Source organism: Alcanivorax sp. REN37, assembly GCF_041102775.1.
In the GTDB taxonomy this organism is placed as follows: domain Bacteria; phylum Pseudomonadota; class Gammaproteobacteria; order Pseudomonadales; family Alcanivoracaceae; genus Isoalcanivorax; species Isoalcanivorax beigongshangi.
This window is the reverse complement of record NZ_JBGCUO010000001.1, coordinates 2,314,857-2,330,989: the sequence shown is the minus strand read 5'-3', so window position 1 is coordinate 2,330,989 and position 16,133 is coordinate 2,314,857. Positions and strand designations below refer to the sequence as shown.

The 16,133-nt window shown below is 65.8% G+C and carries 12 protein-coding genes; 8 read left to right on the top strand and 4 right to left on the bottom strand.

Annotated features, from left to right (window positions below; translation table 11 throughout):
- The first annotated feature begins 163 nt into the window (after window positions 1–163).
- From AB5I84_RS10560 to AB5I84_RS10545, 4 genes are all read left to right on the top strand, one after another.
- On the top strand, window positions 164–1,786 hold the full coding sequence (locus tag AB5I84_RS10560) for an acyl-CoA synthetase (protein WP_369455823.1): 1,623 nt from the start codon (window positions 164–166) through the stop codon (window positions 1,784–1,786).
- Window positions 1,787–1,917: 131 nt separating this feature from the next.
- Window positions 1,918–3,666 carry an acyl-CoA dehydrogenase gene (locus tag AB5I84_RS10555; RefSeq protein ID WP_369455822.1) on the top strand — a complete coding sequence of 583 codons (1,749 nt, stop codon included), beginning with the start codon at window positions 1,918–1,920 and terminating at the stop codon, window positions 3,664–3,666.
- Window positions 3,667–3,696: 30 nt separating this feature from the next.
- The gene (locus AB5I84_RS10550; protein WP_369455821.1) at window positions 3,697–4,878 is read left to right on the top strand and encodes an acetyl-CoA C-acetyltransferase; all 1,182 of its coding nucleotides are present in this window, start codon (window positions 3,697–3,699) and stop codon (window positions 4,876–4,878) included.
- A 47-nt stretch (window positions 4,879–4,925) separates the two neighbouring features.
- Window positions 4,926–5,792 carry an MBL fold metallo-hydrolase gene (locus AB5I84_RS10545; RefSeq protein ID WP_369455820.1) on the top strand — a complete coding sequence of 289 codons (867 nt, stop codon included), beginning with the start codon at window positions 4,926–4,928 and terminating at the stop codon, window positions 5,790–5,792.
- A 90-nt stretch (window positions 5,793–5,882) separates the two neighbouring features.
- Here the strand turns inward: AB5I84_RS10545 and AB5I84_RS10540 are convergent, their stop codons facing one another.
- Both AB5I84_RS10540 and pdxR read right to left on the bottom strand, forming a co-directional pair.
- Window positions 5,883–7,079, bottom strand: coding sequence for an MFS transporter (locus AB5I84_RS10540; RefSeq protein ID WP_369455819.1), 1,197 nt, complete (start codon window positions 7,077–7,079; stop codon window positions 5,883–5,885).
- Between the two features lie 66 nt (window positions 7,080–7,145).
- On the bottom strand, window positions 7,146–8,723 hold the full coding sequence (pdxR, locus tag AB5I84_RS10535; RefSeq protein ID WP_369455818.1) for a MocR-like pyridoxine biosynthesis transcription factor PdxR: 1,578 nt from the start codon (window positions 8,721–8,723) through the stop codon (window positions 7,146–7,148).
- Between pdxR and AB5I84_RS10530 the strand changes: the two genes are divergently transcribed.
- Window positions 8,722–9,915 carry a benzoate/H(+) symporter BenE family transporter gene (locus tag AB5I84_RS10530; RefSeq protein ID WP_369455817.1) on the top strand — a complete coding sequence of 398 codons (1,194 nt, stop codon included), beginning with the start codon at window positions 8,722–8,724 and terminating at the stop codon, window positions 9,913–9,915. The two genes, pdxR and AB5I84_RS10530, sit on opposite strands and share 2 nt — an antisense overlap.
- 42 nt (window positions 9,916–9,957) lie before the next feature.
- Here the strand turns inward: AB5I84_RS10530 and nadC are convergent, their stop codons facing one another.
- Window positions 9,958–10,815 (bottom strand): carboxylating nicotinate-nucleotide diphosphorylase, encoded by an 858-nt coding sequence (nadC, locus tag AB5I84_RS10525; RefSeq protein ID WP_369455816.1) that lies wholly within the window; start codon window positions 10,813–10,815, stop codon window positions 9,958–9,960.
- Window positions 10,812–12,140: an alanine/glycine:cation symporter family protein gene (locus AB5I84_RS10520; RefSeq protein WP_369455815.1), complete on the bottom strand. Its 1,329-nt coding sequence runs from the start codon at window positions 12,138–12,140 to the stop codon at window positions 10,812–10,814. Before AB5I84_RS10520 ends, nadC begins: the two co-directional genes overlap by 4 nt.
- Before the next feature lie 218 nt (window positions 12,141–12,358).
- On the opposite strand from AB5I84_RS10520, the gene AB5I84_RS10515 reads away from it, so the two are divergent.
- Genes AB5I84_RS10515 through ampE form a run of 3 tightly spaced genes read left to right on the top strand, consistent with a single transcriptional unit; the run spans window position 12,359 to window position 15,990 of the window.
- Window positions 12,359–14,551 carry a DUF1631 family protein gene (locus AB5I84_RS10515; RefSeq protein WP_369455814.1) on the top strand — a complete coding sequence of 731 codons (2,193 nt, stop codon included), beginning with the start codon at window positions 12,359–12,361 and terminating at the stop codon, window positions 14,549–14,551.
- Between the two features lie 33 nt (window positions 14,552–14,584).
- A complete protein-coding gene (ampD, locus tag AB5I84_RS10510; RefSeq protein ID WP_369455813.1) occupies window positions 14,585–15,151 on the top strand; it encodes a 1,6-anhydro-N-acetylmuramyl-L-alanine amidase AmpD in 567 nt (188 codons plus the stop codon).
- Complete coding sequence (ampE, locus tag AB5I84_RS10505; RefSeq protein ID WP_369455812.1) at window positions 15,148–15,990, top strand: regulatory signaling modulator protein AmpE; 843 nt, start codon at window positions 15,148–15,150, stop codon at window positions 15,988–15,990. The genes ampD and ampE overlap by 4 nt, the downstream gene beginning before the upstream one ends.
- Window positions 15,991–16,133 lie beyond the last annotated feature (143 nt).

Genomic DNA, 16,133 nt, shown 5'->3' with positions numbered 1-16,133 from the left:
GCCGAATCTTACGCGCGGCACAACGAAAAATATAGTGAATTTACTATATTGGTTAAGTTGTATTTCTCTAGTTGATCGGTTTTTATTGCGGCTTGCCGTGCCGCCGCTGACCCGCCGGTCGGCCACAAGAACAATCGCAGAATAACGACACAGGACATCGCGCATGTCGATCTTCGAACAGGACCTGGCGCCGACGCCGGTCAACCATATCGCCTTGACCCCGCTCAGCTTCATCGAACGTACCGCTGCGGTCTACCCGGGCTATCCGTCGGTGGTGCACGGCGCGTTGCGCTACACCTGGGCCGAAACCTATGCCCGTTGCCGCCGCTTGGCGTCGGCGCTGGCCGGCCGCGGCATCGGTCGCGGCGACACCGTGGCGGTGATGCTGCCGAACATCCCGGCGATGCTGGAGGCTCACTTCGGCGTGCCGATGATCGGCGCGGTGCTCAATACCCTCAACGTGCGCCTCGATGCGGAAGCCATCGCCTTCATGCTGGAGCACGGTGAAGCCAAAGTGCTGATCACTGACCGCGAATTCCACGACACCATCCGTCAGGCGCTGGGTATGCTGACCCACCCGCCGCTGGTGATCGATGTGGACGATCCCGAATACGGTGAAGGCCAAGCGGTCAGCGAGCTCGACTACGAGGCGTTCTTGGCGGAGGGCGATCCCGCGTTTTCATGGCAGTGGCCGGACGACGAGTGGCAGGCGATTTCGCTCAACTACACCTCCGGCACCACCGGCAACCCCAAGGGCGTGGTGTACCACCATCGCGGCGCCTACCTGAATGCGCTCGGCAATCAGATGACCTGGGCGATGGGCAACCACCCGGTGTATCTGTGGACGCTGCCGATGTTCCACTGCAACGGTTGGTGCTACCCCTGGACCGTCACCGCGCTGGCCGGCGTGCATGTGTGCCTGCGTCGCGTCGATCCACAGAAAATCCTTACCTTGATCCGCGACGAGCAAGTGACTCACATGTGCGGCGCACCGATCGTGCTCAATGCGCTGGTGAACATGCCGGACTCGGCCAAGGCCGCCATCGACCATCCGGTGAATGCCTGTGTGGCGGGCGCGGCGCCGCCGGCGCAGGTAATTGGCGCGGTGGAAGAAATGGGGATCCGCGTCACTCACGTTTACGGCCTCACCGAAGTCTACGGTCCGGTGACGGTGTGTGCCTGGCACGACGCCTGGGATGCGCTGCCGTTGACGGAACGGGCACGCATCAAATCCCGCCAAGGGGTGCGTTATCCGACCCTGGAAGGGGTGATGGTGGGCGATCCGAAAACACTGGAGCCGGTACCGTGGGATGGCGAGACCATCGGCGAGATCTTCATGCGCGGCAACACCGTGATGAAGGGCTATCTGAAAAACCCCAGTGCCACCGAGGAAGCCTTTGAGGGCGGTTGGTTCCACACCGGCGATTTGGGCGTGTGCCACCCGGACGGCTATGTGGAAATTCGCGACCGGCTCAAGGACATCATCATTTCCGGCGGCGAGAACATTTCCACCATCGAGGTGGAAGGTGTGCTCTATCGCCACCCGGCGGTGTTGGAAGCGGCGGTGGTGGCACGGCCGGATGAACGCTGGGGCGAAACCCCCTGTGCTTTCATCACCTTGAAAGCAGAGCAGCAGGATGTCAGCGATGCCGACATCATGGCGTTCTGCCGCGAACACCTGGCCGGTTTCAAAGTACCGAAAACGGTGGTGTTCCAAGAGCTGCCGAAGACCTCTACCGGCAAGATCCAGAAATACGTGCTGCGCGATGTAGCGCGGGCGCTGTAAAGCTTGTTTTTAAGGTCCGCCCGGCGCCATCCGCGCCGGGTTGTTTCAGCCCTTGGCGGACCTCTTTTATTGCCACGGCGGGCCGACCGTCCCGTCGTTCTCCCCGCTGTAGCCGATTGGAAGACACCACCATGTCCGACTATGCCGCACCGCTGCGCGACCTGCGCTTTGTGCTCTATGACGTGTTCGATGCCCCGGCCCAATGGGCACGCTTGCCGGCGCTGGCCGAGCAAGTTGACCGGGATACCGCTGACGCCATCCTCGACGAAGCAGCGCGCCTCAGTGGCAGTCTGGTGGCGCCGCTGAGTCGTGCCGGTGACGAGCAAGGCGCGCAATTCGCCAATGGGCAGGTGACGACACCGGACGGTTTTCGTGCCGCTTGGAACACCTACGCCGAGGGCGGCTGGGTCGGCCTCGGCGGCGCCCCGGCGTTTGGTGGCATGGGCATGCCGAAGGCGCTAGGGGTGGCGTGCGATGAAATGCTGTACGCCGCTGACAGCAGCTTCGCGCTCTATTCCGCACTCACCACTGGTGCCTGCCTGGCGATCGAAGCCCATGCCAGCGAAACGCTCAAGCAGCGCTTCCTGCCACCGATGTATGCCGGCCGTTGGGCTGGTGCCATGGGGCTCACCGAACCTCATGCCGGTTCCGATTTGGGCCTGATCCGCACCCGCGCTGAAGCGGACGAAGACGGGCTGTGGCGGCTGCATGGCACCAAGATTTTCATCACCGGCGGCGAGCAGGACCTGACCGAAAACATCATCCACCTAGTGCTAGCGCGACTGCCGGATGCACCGCCGGGCCCGCGTGGCATTTCGCTGTTCCTGGTGCCCAAACGGTGGGTGGATGAGCAAGGCGCGGTGGGTGAGGCCAATGGTGTGGTGTGCGGTGCCATCGAACACAAGATGGGCATCAAGGCGTCGGCCACCTGCGTGATGCACTTTGAAGGCGCGCGCGGCTACTTGGTGGGCGAGCCCCATCGCGGCTTGGCGGCCATGTTCACCATGATGAATTACGAACGCTTGTCGATCGGCATTCAGGGCCTCGGCTGCGCCGAGCGCTCCTACCAGCAGGCGGTGGCTTATGCCCGCGAACGTCGTCAAGGCCGCGCGCCGGGCAGCGCCGGCCCGGACCCGCTGCTGGTGCATGGCGATGTACGGCGCATGCTGCTGACCATGCGCGCCTATACCGAAGGCGGCCGCGCGCTGGCGTGTCTGGTGGGGCAGCAACTGGATCTGTCCCGTTACTCGGAACACGCCGAGGAGCGCGACCAAGCAGCGGCGTTCGTGGCGCTGCTGACGCCGGTGGCGAAGGCATTCTTTACCGACACGGGCTTGGAAAGCTGCGTCCACGGTCAACAGGTGCTGGGCGGCCACGGCTACATCCGTGAGGCCGGCCAAGAGCAGTGGGTACGAGACGTGCGCATTGCGCAGATTTACGAGGGCACTAACGGCATCCAGGCGCTGGATTTGCTCGGCCGTAAAGTGCTGGCGGACGGCGGTGCGGTGATGGCGCAGTGGTGCGACCGCATGGCCGGCTGGATTGAAGGCGGTGGCCAGCCGCAGCAGGCCGCGGTGCGCGAGGCGCTGACACGGCTAGAACACGTCACCGCCTGGTTGCTGACTCAGCGTGACGATGCTGAGTTGATCAACGGCGTAGCGGTGGACTACTTACACCTGTTCGCCCATGTGCTCTATGGCGCGTTGTGGCTGCGTATGGCCAGCGTCGCTGAACAGCAGCCGCAGAACCCGTTCTGCCAGGCAAAGTGTGCTACCGCCGCGTTCTACCTGGCCCGGCTGCTGCCACGCACGCTGTCGCTGGACGCCGCTATTCGCAGTGGCCGCGCACCGTTGTATGGTGTGCCCCCGGACATGTTTTAACGCGCCGCCGGCGCCAGACAGGAGAACATCATGCGTGAGGTCGTCATCGTTGCTGCCACCCGAACCGCCATCGGCAGTTTCCAGGGGGCACTCAAAGACGTCCCCGCCAGCGAGCTGGGCGCGGTGGTGATCCGCCGGCTGCTGGCGGACACCGGCGTGGCCGGTGACCAGGTTGACGAGGTGATCCTCGGCCAGGTGCTTACCGCCGGTTGCGGCCAGAATCCGGCGCGGCAAGCGGTGATCGCCGCCGGCCTGCCGGTGTCGGTACCGGCGCTGACGCTGAACAAGGTGTGCGGCTCGGGCCTCAAGGCGGTGCAACTTGGTGCCCAGGCGATCGCCTGTGGCGACGCTGACATCATCATTGCCGGCGGCCAAGAAAACATGAGCGCCGCTGCTTACGTGCTGCCGAAAGTGCGCGAAGGGCTGCGCATGGGGCACGGACAGGTGATCGACACCATGATCGTTGACGGCCTCTGGGATGCGTTCAACGACTACCACATGGGCATCACCGCCGAGAACCTGGCTGAGCGCTACCAACTCAGCCGCGCCGACCAAGATGCGTTCGCCGCCCGTTCGCAGCAGCGCACGGCTGCCGCCCAGGCGGCCGGCCGGTTTGCTGACGAGATCACGCCGGTGAGCGTGCCGCAGCGCAAGGGCGAGCCGTTGGTGGTGGATCAAGACGAACAGCCGCGCCCGAGTACCGATGCTGAATCGTTGGCCCGGTTGCGCCCAGCGTTCAAAAAAGACGGCACCGTGACCGCCGGCAACGCGTCCTCGCTGAATGACGGCGCGGCAGCGGTGATGCTGATGAGCGCCGAGCGGGCCGCCGCCCTGCAATTGCCGGTGCTGGCGCGCATTGCCGGCGGCGGCAGTGCCGGTGTCGACCCGGCAGTGATGGGCATCGGCCCGGTCGGCGCCTGCCGCACCGCACTCAGCCGTGCCGGCTGGACGCTGGAGCAGGTGGACCTGATCGAAGCCAACGAAGCCTTTGCCTCGCAGGCGCTGGCGGTGGGCCAAGAGCTGGGCTGGGATGACGACAAGGTCAACGTCAACGGCGGCGCCATTGCGCTGGGCCATCCGATCGGCGCCTCCGGCTGCCGGGTGCTGGTGACCCTGCTGCACGAAATGCAGCGCCGTGATGCCAAGAAGGGGCTCGCCACGCTGTGCATCGGTGGCGGACAGGGCGTAGCACTGGCAGTGGCGCGCGACTGACGCGCCACGCCAGGCTGGCGCCACACAACAACAAGACGGAGAACGCCATGCGCACCTTGACCACCCTCACCGGCAACAGCCAGAAGCTCGATGGCGGCGCCATGTTCGGCAACGCCCCACGGGCGCTGTGGGAACGCTGGATGCCCGCCGACGAGCTGCATCGCATTGATCTCGGCTGCCGCGCACTGCTGGTGCAAGAGCCGGGCCGCAATATCTTGGTGGAAACCGGTATCGGGGCATTTTTCAGCCCCGATATGAAACAGCGCTATGGGGTGCAGGAAAGCGAGCATGTGCTGCTCGACAGCCTGGCGGCCCACGGTCTGAGCCACGAAGACATCCATATCGTGGTGCTCACCCACCTGCATTTTGATCACGCCGGTGGCCTGCTGGCGCCCTGGCAAGAGGGCGAGCCGGCTCGGCTGCTGTTCCCCAACGCGGTGTACATCACCGGCCGCCGCCAGTGGCAGCGGGCCACGGCGCCGCACGCCCGCGACCGCGCCTCCTACATTCCCGAGATGAACGCCTTGCTGGAGCAGAGCGGGCGTCTGGAGCTGCTCGATGACGGCGAGACCTCCACTACGCTCGGCCCCGATTGGCGCTTCCATGTCAGCGATGGCCACACCCCTGGCCAGCTGCTGCCGGAAGTGCAGATGCCCAGTGGCCCGGTGGTGTTTGCCGGCGACCTGGTGCCCGGTGCCCCCTGGGTACACCTGCCAATCACCATGGGCTACGACCGCTTCCCGGAAGGGCTGATCGACGAGAAGAATGCGCTGCTCAGCGACTTGCTGGCGCGCAACGGCCGGCTGGTGTTCACCCACGATCCCAAGGTCGCCATGGGCCGTCTGACCTGTGACGCCAAGGGCAAATACGGGCTCGAGCAGCCGGTGGCTGACGTGGTGGCGCTGGCCGATTAAGGCACCCAACGTCACTCCCTGGATCTGAACCTCGTAGGCCGACAGCGACGTTGTGAAGAGCGCCGTAGACCGGTGAGGTGGGTGGCTGCGTCAGCTGGTTGGGGCGGCTGCGGCACTACCCGGTCGCCGCTCCTGCGCCAGCACCACCAACGTGGTCAGCACCATAAAGCCCACCGACGCCCACAGCACCATGGGCGCGCGGCCGTGATCCAGTAACCAACCGAACAGCAATGGCCCCACCACGCCGCCCAAGTTAAAGCCGGTGGAGACGATGCCGAAGGTACGTCCTTCCGCACCCGGCGCGGACGCCGCACGTACCAACATATCGCGCGAGGGCGCCACCACGCCGCTGAGCAGGCCAGTGGCGGCCCACGCGGTGATCAGCGCCCAGCCTGGCAGTGACACCGTTGCCACCAGTGCCACCGTCAGCGCCGCCAGAGCAAACGCGATTGCTGCCAGTCGACCGTGGTGGCGGGTGCGGTCGGCCAACACACCGCCGAGCAGAACGCCAAGAGCGCTGGCAAACAGGAACGCCGTCAGCGCCAGGTTGCCGGTGGACAGCGGCACCTGGAAACCCTGCTCCAGCGCCGGCACCGAGAACTTGTCCAGCGCGCCGGTGCTGAGGCTTAGCAGCATGAACAGCAGCGTCAGCACCACTAGGGTGCCGACTTGAGTGCCGGCAAGGGTGCCACTGCGCGCCGCACGCGGCGCCGCCGGCGCAGACCAGTGCGGAGGGTGCTGGCCGATCATCAGCACCAGGCAGCCGATCACTCCCGCCAAGGCCGCAATCGCGAACGCCCAGCGCGGCGTCAGCCACAGGGCGCTGCCCAGCAGCAGCGGCGGCGCCAAGGCGGCGCCGAGGAAACCGGCGAAGGTGTGGATTGAAAACGCCCGGCCCATATTGCGCGCCGGAATGCCACGCGACAGCAGCGAGTAGTCCGCCGGGTGGTAGACGCCGTTGGCGATGCCAGCGGTAACCATGGCCACCAGCAGCAGATGGTAATCAGGGAAAATGGCCAGCGCGCCGAAGCTGGCGGCACCGAGCAGCAACGCTGCGCGCAACATGCGTCGCGCGCCCCAGCGGTCGACCAAAAAACCGAGTGGTGCTTGCACCAGCGCCGACACCACGTTGAACACCGCAATCGCCACGCCCAATTCGACGAAGCCGACGCCCAAGGCGTCACGCAGCACCGGCAGCAGTGCCGGCAGCGCCATGATGTGCAGGTGGCTGACCAGATGCACCAGCGAGATCTGGGCCAGCAGCCCACGGGGTGAAACAGTGATCATGACAACTCCGTCAGCAAAGGGGGGCGGCAGTCAGCAGCGGCCCCGGTCGGGTCTCGGATCGGTGTTTCAGCGACGCACGCGGCGCAAGGCACGCGCCAATTTCTTCACGCCGGCGTCCATTTCAGCGGCGGTGTAAGCGGCAAACCCAAGCAGCAGGCCGGCGCGGCCGTGGCCGCCGGCGGACAGCGTCGACAGCCCCAGCACATCAATGCCGGCGCGGCGCGCAGCGCTGACCGCCTCCGCTTCATCCAGCTCCGGCGCCAACAGGCACGGCAGCTGCAAGCCGCCGGCCGGTACCTGCGGCTGCAGCAAGTTGCCGAGGTGCTGGTGCAGCAGGCTCACCAACAGCGCCAGCCGCTCGGCGTAGATGGCGCGCATGGCGCGGACGTGGGTGCCGAAGTGGCCGCCTTCGATGAAGCGCGCCAGCGTTAATTGCGCCAGCGGTGCGCTGTGACCGTCCTGCAGGGTGCGCGCCACTGTCATCGGCGCCACCAAATCCGGCGGCAGCAGCAGATAGCCGAGCCGCAAACCGGGAAACAGCGATTTGGTGAAGGTGCCGATGTAGAGCGTGCGCTGGCCGTCATCCAGCCCTTGCACGCAGGCGGTGGGCTGGCCGGCGTAATGGAATTCGCTGTCGTAGTCATCCTCGATGATCCAGCCCTGATGGCGGCGCGCCCAATCCACCACCGCCAAACGCCGCTCCAGTGACAGCGTGGCGCCGGTGGGAAACTGGTGCGAGGGCGTCAGAAACACCGCTCGCGCTGCTTCGGGAGTGCGCAGTAGCAGTTCGACCTGCATGCCGTCGGCATCCACCGGGATCGGCTTCAGCGCCAGCCCAGCGGCATTAAAGGCGCGGCGCGCACCGTGGTACATCGGGTCTTCGATGAACAGGCCGTCGCCGGGATCGAACAGCACCTGCGCGCACAGCGCCATGGCCTGCTGTGAACTGGTCAGCACCACTACCTGCTCCGCGGTGGCGCGGGCGCCGCGCTCCAGATTGACGTAATCAGCGATGGCCTGCCGCAGCGGTTCCAGCCCCTGCGGCGGGCTGTGCGCCAGCGCCCGGCTGCCGTAATCGCGCAGCACTTGGCGCTGCAGGCGCTCCCAGATCCGCAGCGGCACCAGCCGGGTTTCCGGCACGCCGGGTGCGAACGGGCGCGGGCTGGCGAAGTCGCGCACGCCGCCGGCGCGAAACAGCGCCTCGCCACGCTGGCTCAAGCGCGGGGCAGCGAACACGGTGGGCGGCGGTGGCCGGCGCCGTGCCCGCTGCGATACCCGGCTGCCACTGCCGACACGCCGCTCAATAAAGCCTTCGGCATGCAGCTGGCGGTAAGCGTTTTCGACCGTGTCCCGCGACACCCCCAGCGACTGCGCCAGGGCGCGGGTGGCCGGCAACGGCGTGCCCACCGGCAGGGCACCGTCGAGGATCAGCGCGCGCAGGGCGCGCTGGATGCGAGCGTGGCGGGGCAGCGTGGCCTGGTCCGGGCGCAGCAGCCAGGCTTTCACCGATTCGAGTTGGGCATGGCGGAACAAATGGTCTGCCTCATTGGGTGAATGTGGCGGGATAGAGCGGTCCACTTTAGCGGTATAACAGCGACTTTCCCACGGCCAATTCGGCCCTTTGCTTTGCAGTGAGAATGTCATGTCGCACTCTGCCGTACGGCGTCCCGCCTTGGGGCGCGATCTGGTTCCGCCGATCACCGCCGGACTGCTGTCAGTGATCGTCAATTACGGCGGCACCTTCATTCTGGTGTTCCAGGCGGCTGCCGCCGCCGGTCTGAGCGCCGAACAAACCGCGTCTTGGGTGTGGTCGGTGTCGATCGGGGTCGGCGTGACCGGCTTGCTGCTGAGCTGGTTCACCCGCGCGCCGGTGATTACCGCTTGGTCGACACCGGCGGCAGCGTTCCTAGTGACGGCGATGGCGGCATTTCCCTATGCCGAAGCAATCGGTGCCTATGTGGTGGTCGCCGCCGCGTTCCTGCTATTGGGGCTGTCGGGCCGGTTTGAGCAGTTGATCCGTATGATTCCGCCGGGCGTGGCGGCCGGGCTGTTGGCCGGTATTCTGCTGCAGTTCGGGCTGGGTGCCTTTGCCAGCATCACGCTGGACCCGCTGCTGGCTGGCGGTCTGTTCTTGGCCTATTTGGTGCTGAAGCGGTTCAGCGCCCGTTACGCGGTGGTGGGGCTGCTGGTGCTCGGCACCGCCGTGTTGGTGATGCAGGCGCGGGTGGATGTAAGTGGGCTGTCACTGGCGTTTGCCCAGCCGATGTTGACGATGCCGGCGTGGTCCGCTGAGGCATTACTGGGGCTGGCCGTGCCGCTGTTCGTGCTGACGCTGACCGGGCAATACATGCCCGGCATGCTGGTGCTGCGTAATGACGGCTACCCCACCCGTGCTGATCCGATTGTGTCGGTCACCGGCTTGGGCTCATTGCTGATGGCGCCGTTCGGTGCCCACGGCTTCAACCTAGCGGCGATTACCGCAGCGCTGTGCACCGGGCCGGACGCGCACCAAGATCCGTCGCGGCGCTGGATCGCCGGCGTGGCGGCCGGGGTGTTCTACATCGTGGTGGGTATTTTTGGGGTCACGCTGGCGGCGTTGTTCATGGCATTACCGCCGACCTTCATTGCTACGCTCGCGGGGCTGGCACTGCTCGGTACGCTGGGCAGCAGTTTGGCGGCGGCCATGGCGGATGCAGGCACCCGTGAGGCGTCGCTGATCACCTTCCTGGCGGCGGCCGCGAACATCACCTTGTTCGGCATTGGCGGGGCGTTCTGGGGCTTGGTGCTGGGGCTGCTGGCCCATGCCGTGCTGCATGGGCGTGCGGCACGCCGTTGAGATGCAAGTACGGGGGCGGGCAGGGCGCCGGCCCCCGTGCGGTCACAGCAGACGCAGTGACAGGTCGATGGCGCGCACGTGTTTGGTCAGAGCGCCGATGGAAATGTAATCCACACCGGTTTCCGCCACCGCCACCAGGGTGTCGTCCTCGATGCCGCCGGAGGCTTCCAACTTCACCTTGCCGTTCACTTTGGCCACCGCTTGGCGCAGCGCATCGTGGTCGAAGTTGTCGAGCATGATGACGTCGCAACCGGCCGCCAGGGCTTCATCCAGTTCAGCGAAGTTTTCCACTTCCACTTCCACCCAACGCTGCGGGTATAACGCCCGCGCCTGAGCCACGGCAGCGGTGATGGAGCCGTGAGCGGCAATGTGGTTTTCCTTGAGCAGAAACGCATCGTAAAGGCCGATGCGGTGGTTGGCGCAGCCGCCGCAGGTGACCGCGTATTTTTGCGCGGTGCGCAGGCCCGGCAGCGTCTTGCGGGTATCCAGCAGGGTCACCTTGGTGTGCGCCACACGATCGGCGTAATGGCGCGCAGTGGTGGCCACAGCAGACAGCGTTTGCAGGAAGTTGAGCGCGCTGCGCTCGCCGGTGAGGATGGTGCGGGTGCGCCCGCGCAGCGTGAATAGGGTGGCGCCGGCGTCCACCGCATCGCCATCCTGTGCCGCCCAATCCAGTACCACGCCGCCACCCAGTTGGGCGAACACTTCATCTACCCAGGCTTGGCCGGCCAGCACCATGGGTTCGCGGGTGATCACCCGTGCCTGTGCTTCGGCATCGGCCGGAATCAATTCGGCGGTGATGTCGCCGCTGCCGATGTCTTCTTCCAGGGCGTGGGTCACTTGCAGCGGCAGCGCCGCACGGGCCCATTCCGGCAGGGTGGGGGCAGTAGAAGCAGTCATTTGGCAAAGAACTCCCGGGCGAGTTTGATCACGATCGGACTGAGCAACAGCAGCGCAATGAGGTTGGGAATGGCCATCAGGCCATTGAGCACGTCAGCCGCATTCCACACCAGTTGCAGACTCATGACGGCGCCGGCAGGAATCACCAGCACCCAGACGACGCGAAAGGGTACCACGGCACGCACGCCAAACAGGTACTGTGCGCAGCGTTCGCTGTACAGGCTCCAACCCAGCAAGGTGGTGAAGGCAAACACAGACAGCGCTACCGACACGAAGGTGGCGCCGGCAGCGCCGAACGCCGACGAAAACGCCAATGCCGACAGCGGCGCCCCGGTGACACCGCTCTGCCACGCGCCGGTGACCACTATGGTGAGGCCGGTGATGGTGCAGATCACCAAGGTATCGATGAACACGCCGAGCATGGCAATGGTGCCCTGACGTACCGGGTGATCAGTGGTGGCGGAGGCGTGGGCAATTGGCGAGCTGCCCATGCCGGCCTCGTTGGAGAAGATCCCGCGTGCCACCCCGAAGCTGATCGCCGCCCACACGGTGGCGCCGGCAAAACCGCCGGCCGCTGCGGTGCCGGTGAACGCAGACTGAAAGATCAGCGCCAGCGCGGCCGGCAGTTGCTCGGCATGCAGTGCCAGTACCACCAAGCCGGCCAGCAGGTAGCCCAGCGCCATCACGGGCACCAGCCATGACGCTACCCGCGCCAAGCGGCGAATGCCGCCCAGCAGCACCAGCCCCACCAGCACCATCAGCGTCAGACCGGTCGCCAGCGGCGGTATGCCGAACGCGCTGTGCAGACTGTCGGCCACCGAGTTGGCCTGCACCGTGTTGCCGATGCCGAACCCGGCGGCCGTGCCCAGTACCGCAAAGATCAACGCCAGCGGCGCAAACCGCGGACCCAAACCATTACGGATGTAGTACATCGGGCCGCCCACATATTCCCCGCGGCTGTCGCGTTGGCGGAACTGCACGGCCAGCACCGCCTCGGCAAACTTGGTGGCCATACCCACCAGCCCGATCAGCCACATCCAGACCAGGGCGCCGGGGCCGCCGGAATAGATTGCAGTGGCCACCCCGGCGATGTTGCCGGTGCCCACCGTGGCCGCCAGCGCTGCTGCCAGTGCGGCGCGGGCACCGATGGTGCCGTGGCCGTCGCTGCCGCGCACCAGTTGCATCAGCGCAAAGCCTAGCCGCCGTAGTGGCAGCCCGCGCAGGCGCAGCATCAGGTACAGGCCGGTACCGCCGATCAGAAAGATCAACGGCGGGCCGAGTTGGTGTTTGGAAAACAGTTCCAGTTGCGTGGCCAGTGCATCCATCCGCGGGTCCTTGGCTGCGGCAGCGCCTCAGGGCGCCAAAAGCGGATGAGCATGGCACGACCAGCGGCAGGATTCAGCCCCGGATGCTTGCATGCATTTTACAGTCTGATACAAAAGTCTGAGTTGCCAACTGGGTCAAAAAAACCAGAGGCCGGCCCATGGTAGGGTCGTTGCGTTGAGTGAAATTGATCGGTGCTGCGGGGGCAGCAGGGGGAGTCATGGCAGCCAACAAAGTGGTCAAGCTGGTGACCGAGCGCGCAGAGAACGCGCCGCCCCAGCCATTGCCGCCGGTATTGGAGGCGCTGCGCGTACAGGCCAGCGAGGTACTGGGCCATCGTTTGGTGGCAATGCTCGACCATGCCGATGACCGTCTATTTGAACTCAGCGAATCCGGTCCTGACAGCGAGCGACGTGGTTTTTTCGACAACATGCGTGCGCTGCGGCTGGCCCGCGCCGGTGTTGAACGCCGCTTCCGTCAAGAACTCGAGCATGCCTTCGCCCAACTGGGCACCCCAATTGCCAGCGCTCCAGCGCCGCTGGATCTCGACACCCTCAGTCTGGTGGAAGACGACGAGCTGGAACGCAACGTGGCCATGGACACCATGGCTCGGCGCCTACGCGGGCAGGCGGAGGCGGATTTAGCGGCACTGTCCCAGCGTATCGGCAGCTTGCTGCCGGCCAAGACTGCAGTGCCGCTGCAAAGGCTGCCGTTGGACCCGCGGCAGGTGGTGGCCGCATTCGCCGCCGCCTTGACTGAGCTGGCGCTGGATCTGCCCAGCGCGCTGCGGCTGTTGAAACTGTTTGAACTGCAAGTCTTGGCACGGCTGCCGGAGCTGCTGGCGGCGGCTAACAAGGCGTTGGCTGACGCTGGCGTTATGCCAGGGCTGACGCCCGTCCCTGCTGCCGGGCGTGCTGAAGCGCCATCCCGCCACGCCGACGTTCCGCCCCGCCACGCCGCGGGTGGGGCTGAGCCGGCTGGCTCCGAAAGCCTGCATGAGTTGCTGCAGGAGCTGGTGTCGAGCCTGCGTGAACGCCCACTGCATGGCAGTGCTGACGCGGCGGCGCTGCCGCAGCGGGAGGTCAGCTCCGGCGAACTGATGGACTGGCTCGATCGGTTGCCGGCCGTTGCGCCCGGTGAGCGGGTGGACCTGCGCGGCCAGCTGTCGCAGCTGATGACAGAGCCGGGCGCCGCCGAGCAGCCCGCCTTACAGCAGGCGGACGAAGCGGTGCTCAACCTGGTGGCGATGCTGTTCGACTTCATCCTCGAAGACGTAGCGCTGGCAGCAGACATCAAGGCGTTGCTAGGGCGCTTGCAAATCCCGCTGTTGAAAGTGGCGCTGGCAGATGCCGAGTTGCTCAGCGATGACGACCACGACGCTCGCCAACTGCTCAATCTGTTAGCCCGGGCCGGCGGTGAATGGACGCCGGGGCAGGGCCAGCAAGACCCATTTTTCCAGCTAGTGGAAAGCACGGTGCAGCAGTTGCTGGACGCGCCGGTGATCGATCGGCCTCTGTTGGCGCAGTTGCGTGCGCAGGTGGCGGCCACACTGGAGACGCTGCTGGCGCGCAACGCGCGGCTGGAAGCGCGGCTGCGCGAACTGGAAGAAGGCCGCGCCCGTGCCGAAGCGGCGCAGCAGGCTGCTGAAGCCGCGCTGGCGGCGCGGTTGTCTGGGCGACCGTTGCCGGAGGGGGTCGCGGCTTGGATCAGCTCATTGGCCAGCGCGATGTTGCCATGGACGTGGCTGCGTGAGGGGGAGGACAGCCCGCGCTGGCGCCAACAACTGAAACTGCTCGATGCGCTGGTGTGGAGCCTCACACCGATGACCGATCCCACCGCCCGCACCCGCCTGCAAGGACTGAGCCCGGCGATCTTGCGTGGCATGGCGGATGGGCTGGCCGAACAGGGCCACGACCCGGTGGCGGCGCGTGCGCATCTGACCCGCTTGCAGGCCTTGCATGGCGCTCAATTGCGCGGTGAGTTGCGCGCCGGCCGGGTGCCAGAAGCTTTGGCTGACAGCGAATGGGTGCGCCCGCAGCCGCCACTGCTGACCGAGGCGCTGCCGGCTGCCCCTGCGGCGGCGGTGCCGCCGGCCCCGCTACCGGAACCGGCGTCACTGCCGGATGCCGAACTGCGCCAAGCACGCCAACTCAAACCCGGCCGCTGGCTGCACTTTGCCGCCGAAGCCGGCGGCGAACCGCAGCGCTGCAAGGTGGTGGCTAACCTGCGTGGCGGTGACAAGATCGTGCTGGTCAACGGTCGCGGCATCAAAGTGCGGGAAGAAAGCGCCGCCAGCCTAGCCGTTGCGCTGGCCAACGGGACCGTTACACTCGTCGACGACCAGGGTCTGTTTGATCGCGCCCTGGAGGCGGTGATCGGAGATCTGCGGCGCAAACAGCGCCCGCAACGCTGAGCACCAAGGTCCGCCGTCCACCACAGCACCCGCATGACCCTGACTTTCACTGCGCACTGGCTTGACCAAGCGTTGCAACGGCGGTCGCCGAACGCCAATGAACGGCCGGACCCGGCCGATCTGTCCCTGATCGTGATCCACAACATCAGTCTGCCGCCGGGGCAATTCGGCGGTGAGGACGTGGAACGCCTGTTTCTCAACCAGCTCGACCACAGTGCCGATCCCTATTTTGCTGGGCTGCGGGGGCTGGAAGTGTCGGCACACTTTTACATACGCCGTCACGGCGACATCCGACAATATGTGGCCTGTGACCGCCGTGCTTGGCATGCCGGGCAATCGAGCTGGCAGGGCCGCAGCGGCTGCAATGATTTTTCCATCGGCATTGAATTGGAAGGCACTGACCACACGCCCTACACCAATGCCCAGTACCGCAGTGTGGTCGCGCTGGTGCGCGCCCTGCTGCTGCAATACCCGACGTTGAGCGAGCAGGCCATTGTCGGGCACAGTGACATCGCACCGGGACGCAAGACCGATCCTGGCGCGGCGTTCGACTGGCCCCGGTTCCATGGTCTGCTGGCTGCCAAGGAGGAAAACCCGTGAGATTCATCGTACTGCTGGTGGCGCTGGCGCTGCGCCGCCTTGATCTGGATTGGCCGCCGCTGCTGCGTGAGCCGCAACGGCAACAACGCTGGATGCGCAACTGGAACGAGCGCATCGGTGGCATCACCCAGCATGGCACTCTGCGTTGGCTCGGCGCGGTGGTGATGCCGGTGCTGGCAGTGGCGCTGGTCATGCACCTGCTGCAAAGCATTCTGTGGGGGCTGCCGGCGCTGCTGGCCGGCCTGTTGCTGCTGCTGTGGCTGATCGGTGTCGACAGCGAACACCGCCATGTGGAAGACCTGCTGGCGCGGGCGCGCATGAGTGATCCGCAGCGGCTGCGCGAACAGGCGGAAGCGGTGTTCGCGGTGGTGCCGCAGGAGCAAGAGGATGAAAGCAGCTATGGCCGCCGGTTGGTGCGTGATATCTGGTTGCAAGGCACGCTGACCACCATGGCCACGTTGTTCTGGTTGGTGACGCTGGGGTACTGGGCCGCTGCGCTCTATGTGCTTAACGCCTGTTACCTGCGGCTGTCGCCGGCGCACCAAGAAAATGCCGCCGGGCCGTTGGACATTGCACTGCGCTGGCTGCCGTCGCGATTGCTGGTGTTGGCCGCCGCCCTGGTCAGCGACTTTGCCCGGGTGATGGATGTGGCCCGCGGTCGCTGGTGGAAACTGGATGACAGCGAACGCCTGCTCGGCGACGTGTTCGAAGCGGCGCTGCCGTCCACGGGACCGGCGGCGGGATTGGAAAATCAGTTGGCCGGCTTGCAGGCGTTGATGCAACGCACCTTGGCAATCTGGCTGATCCTCGGCGGTTTGTGGATGGTGTTGGCGGGCTGATTTGGCCGGTGATCGGAACAAGGTTTTGAAAAAATCACCGCGCACAATTAGCGGTGATTTTACCCGTCGGGCGGAATTGACCGTCGGGTCACATTGTCTCAGGATGCATGGGGCAGGCGCGTAACCGGCGCCTGTTTTCATGA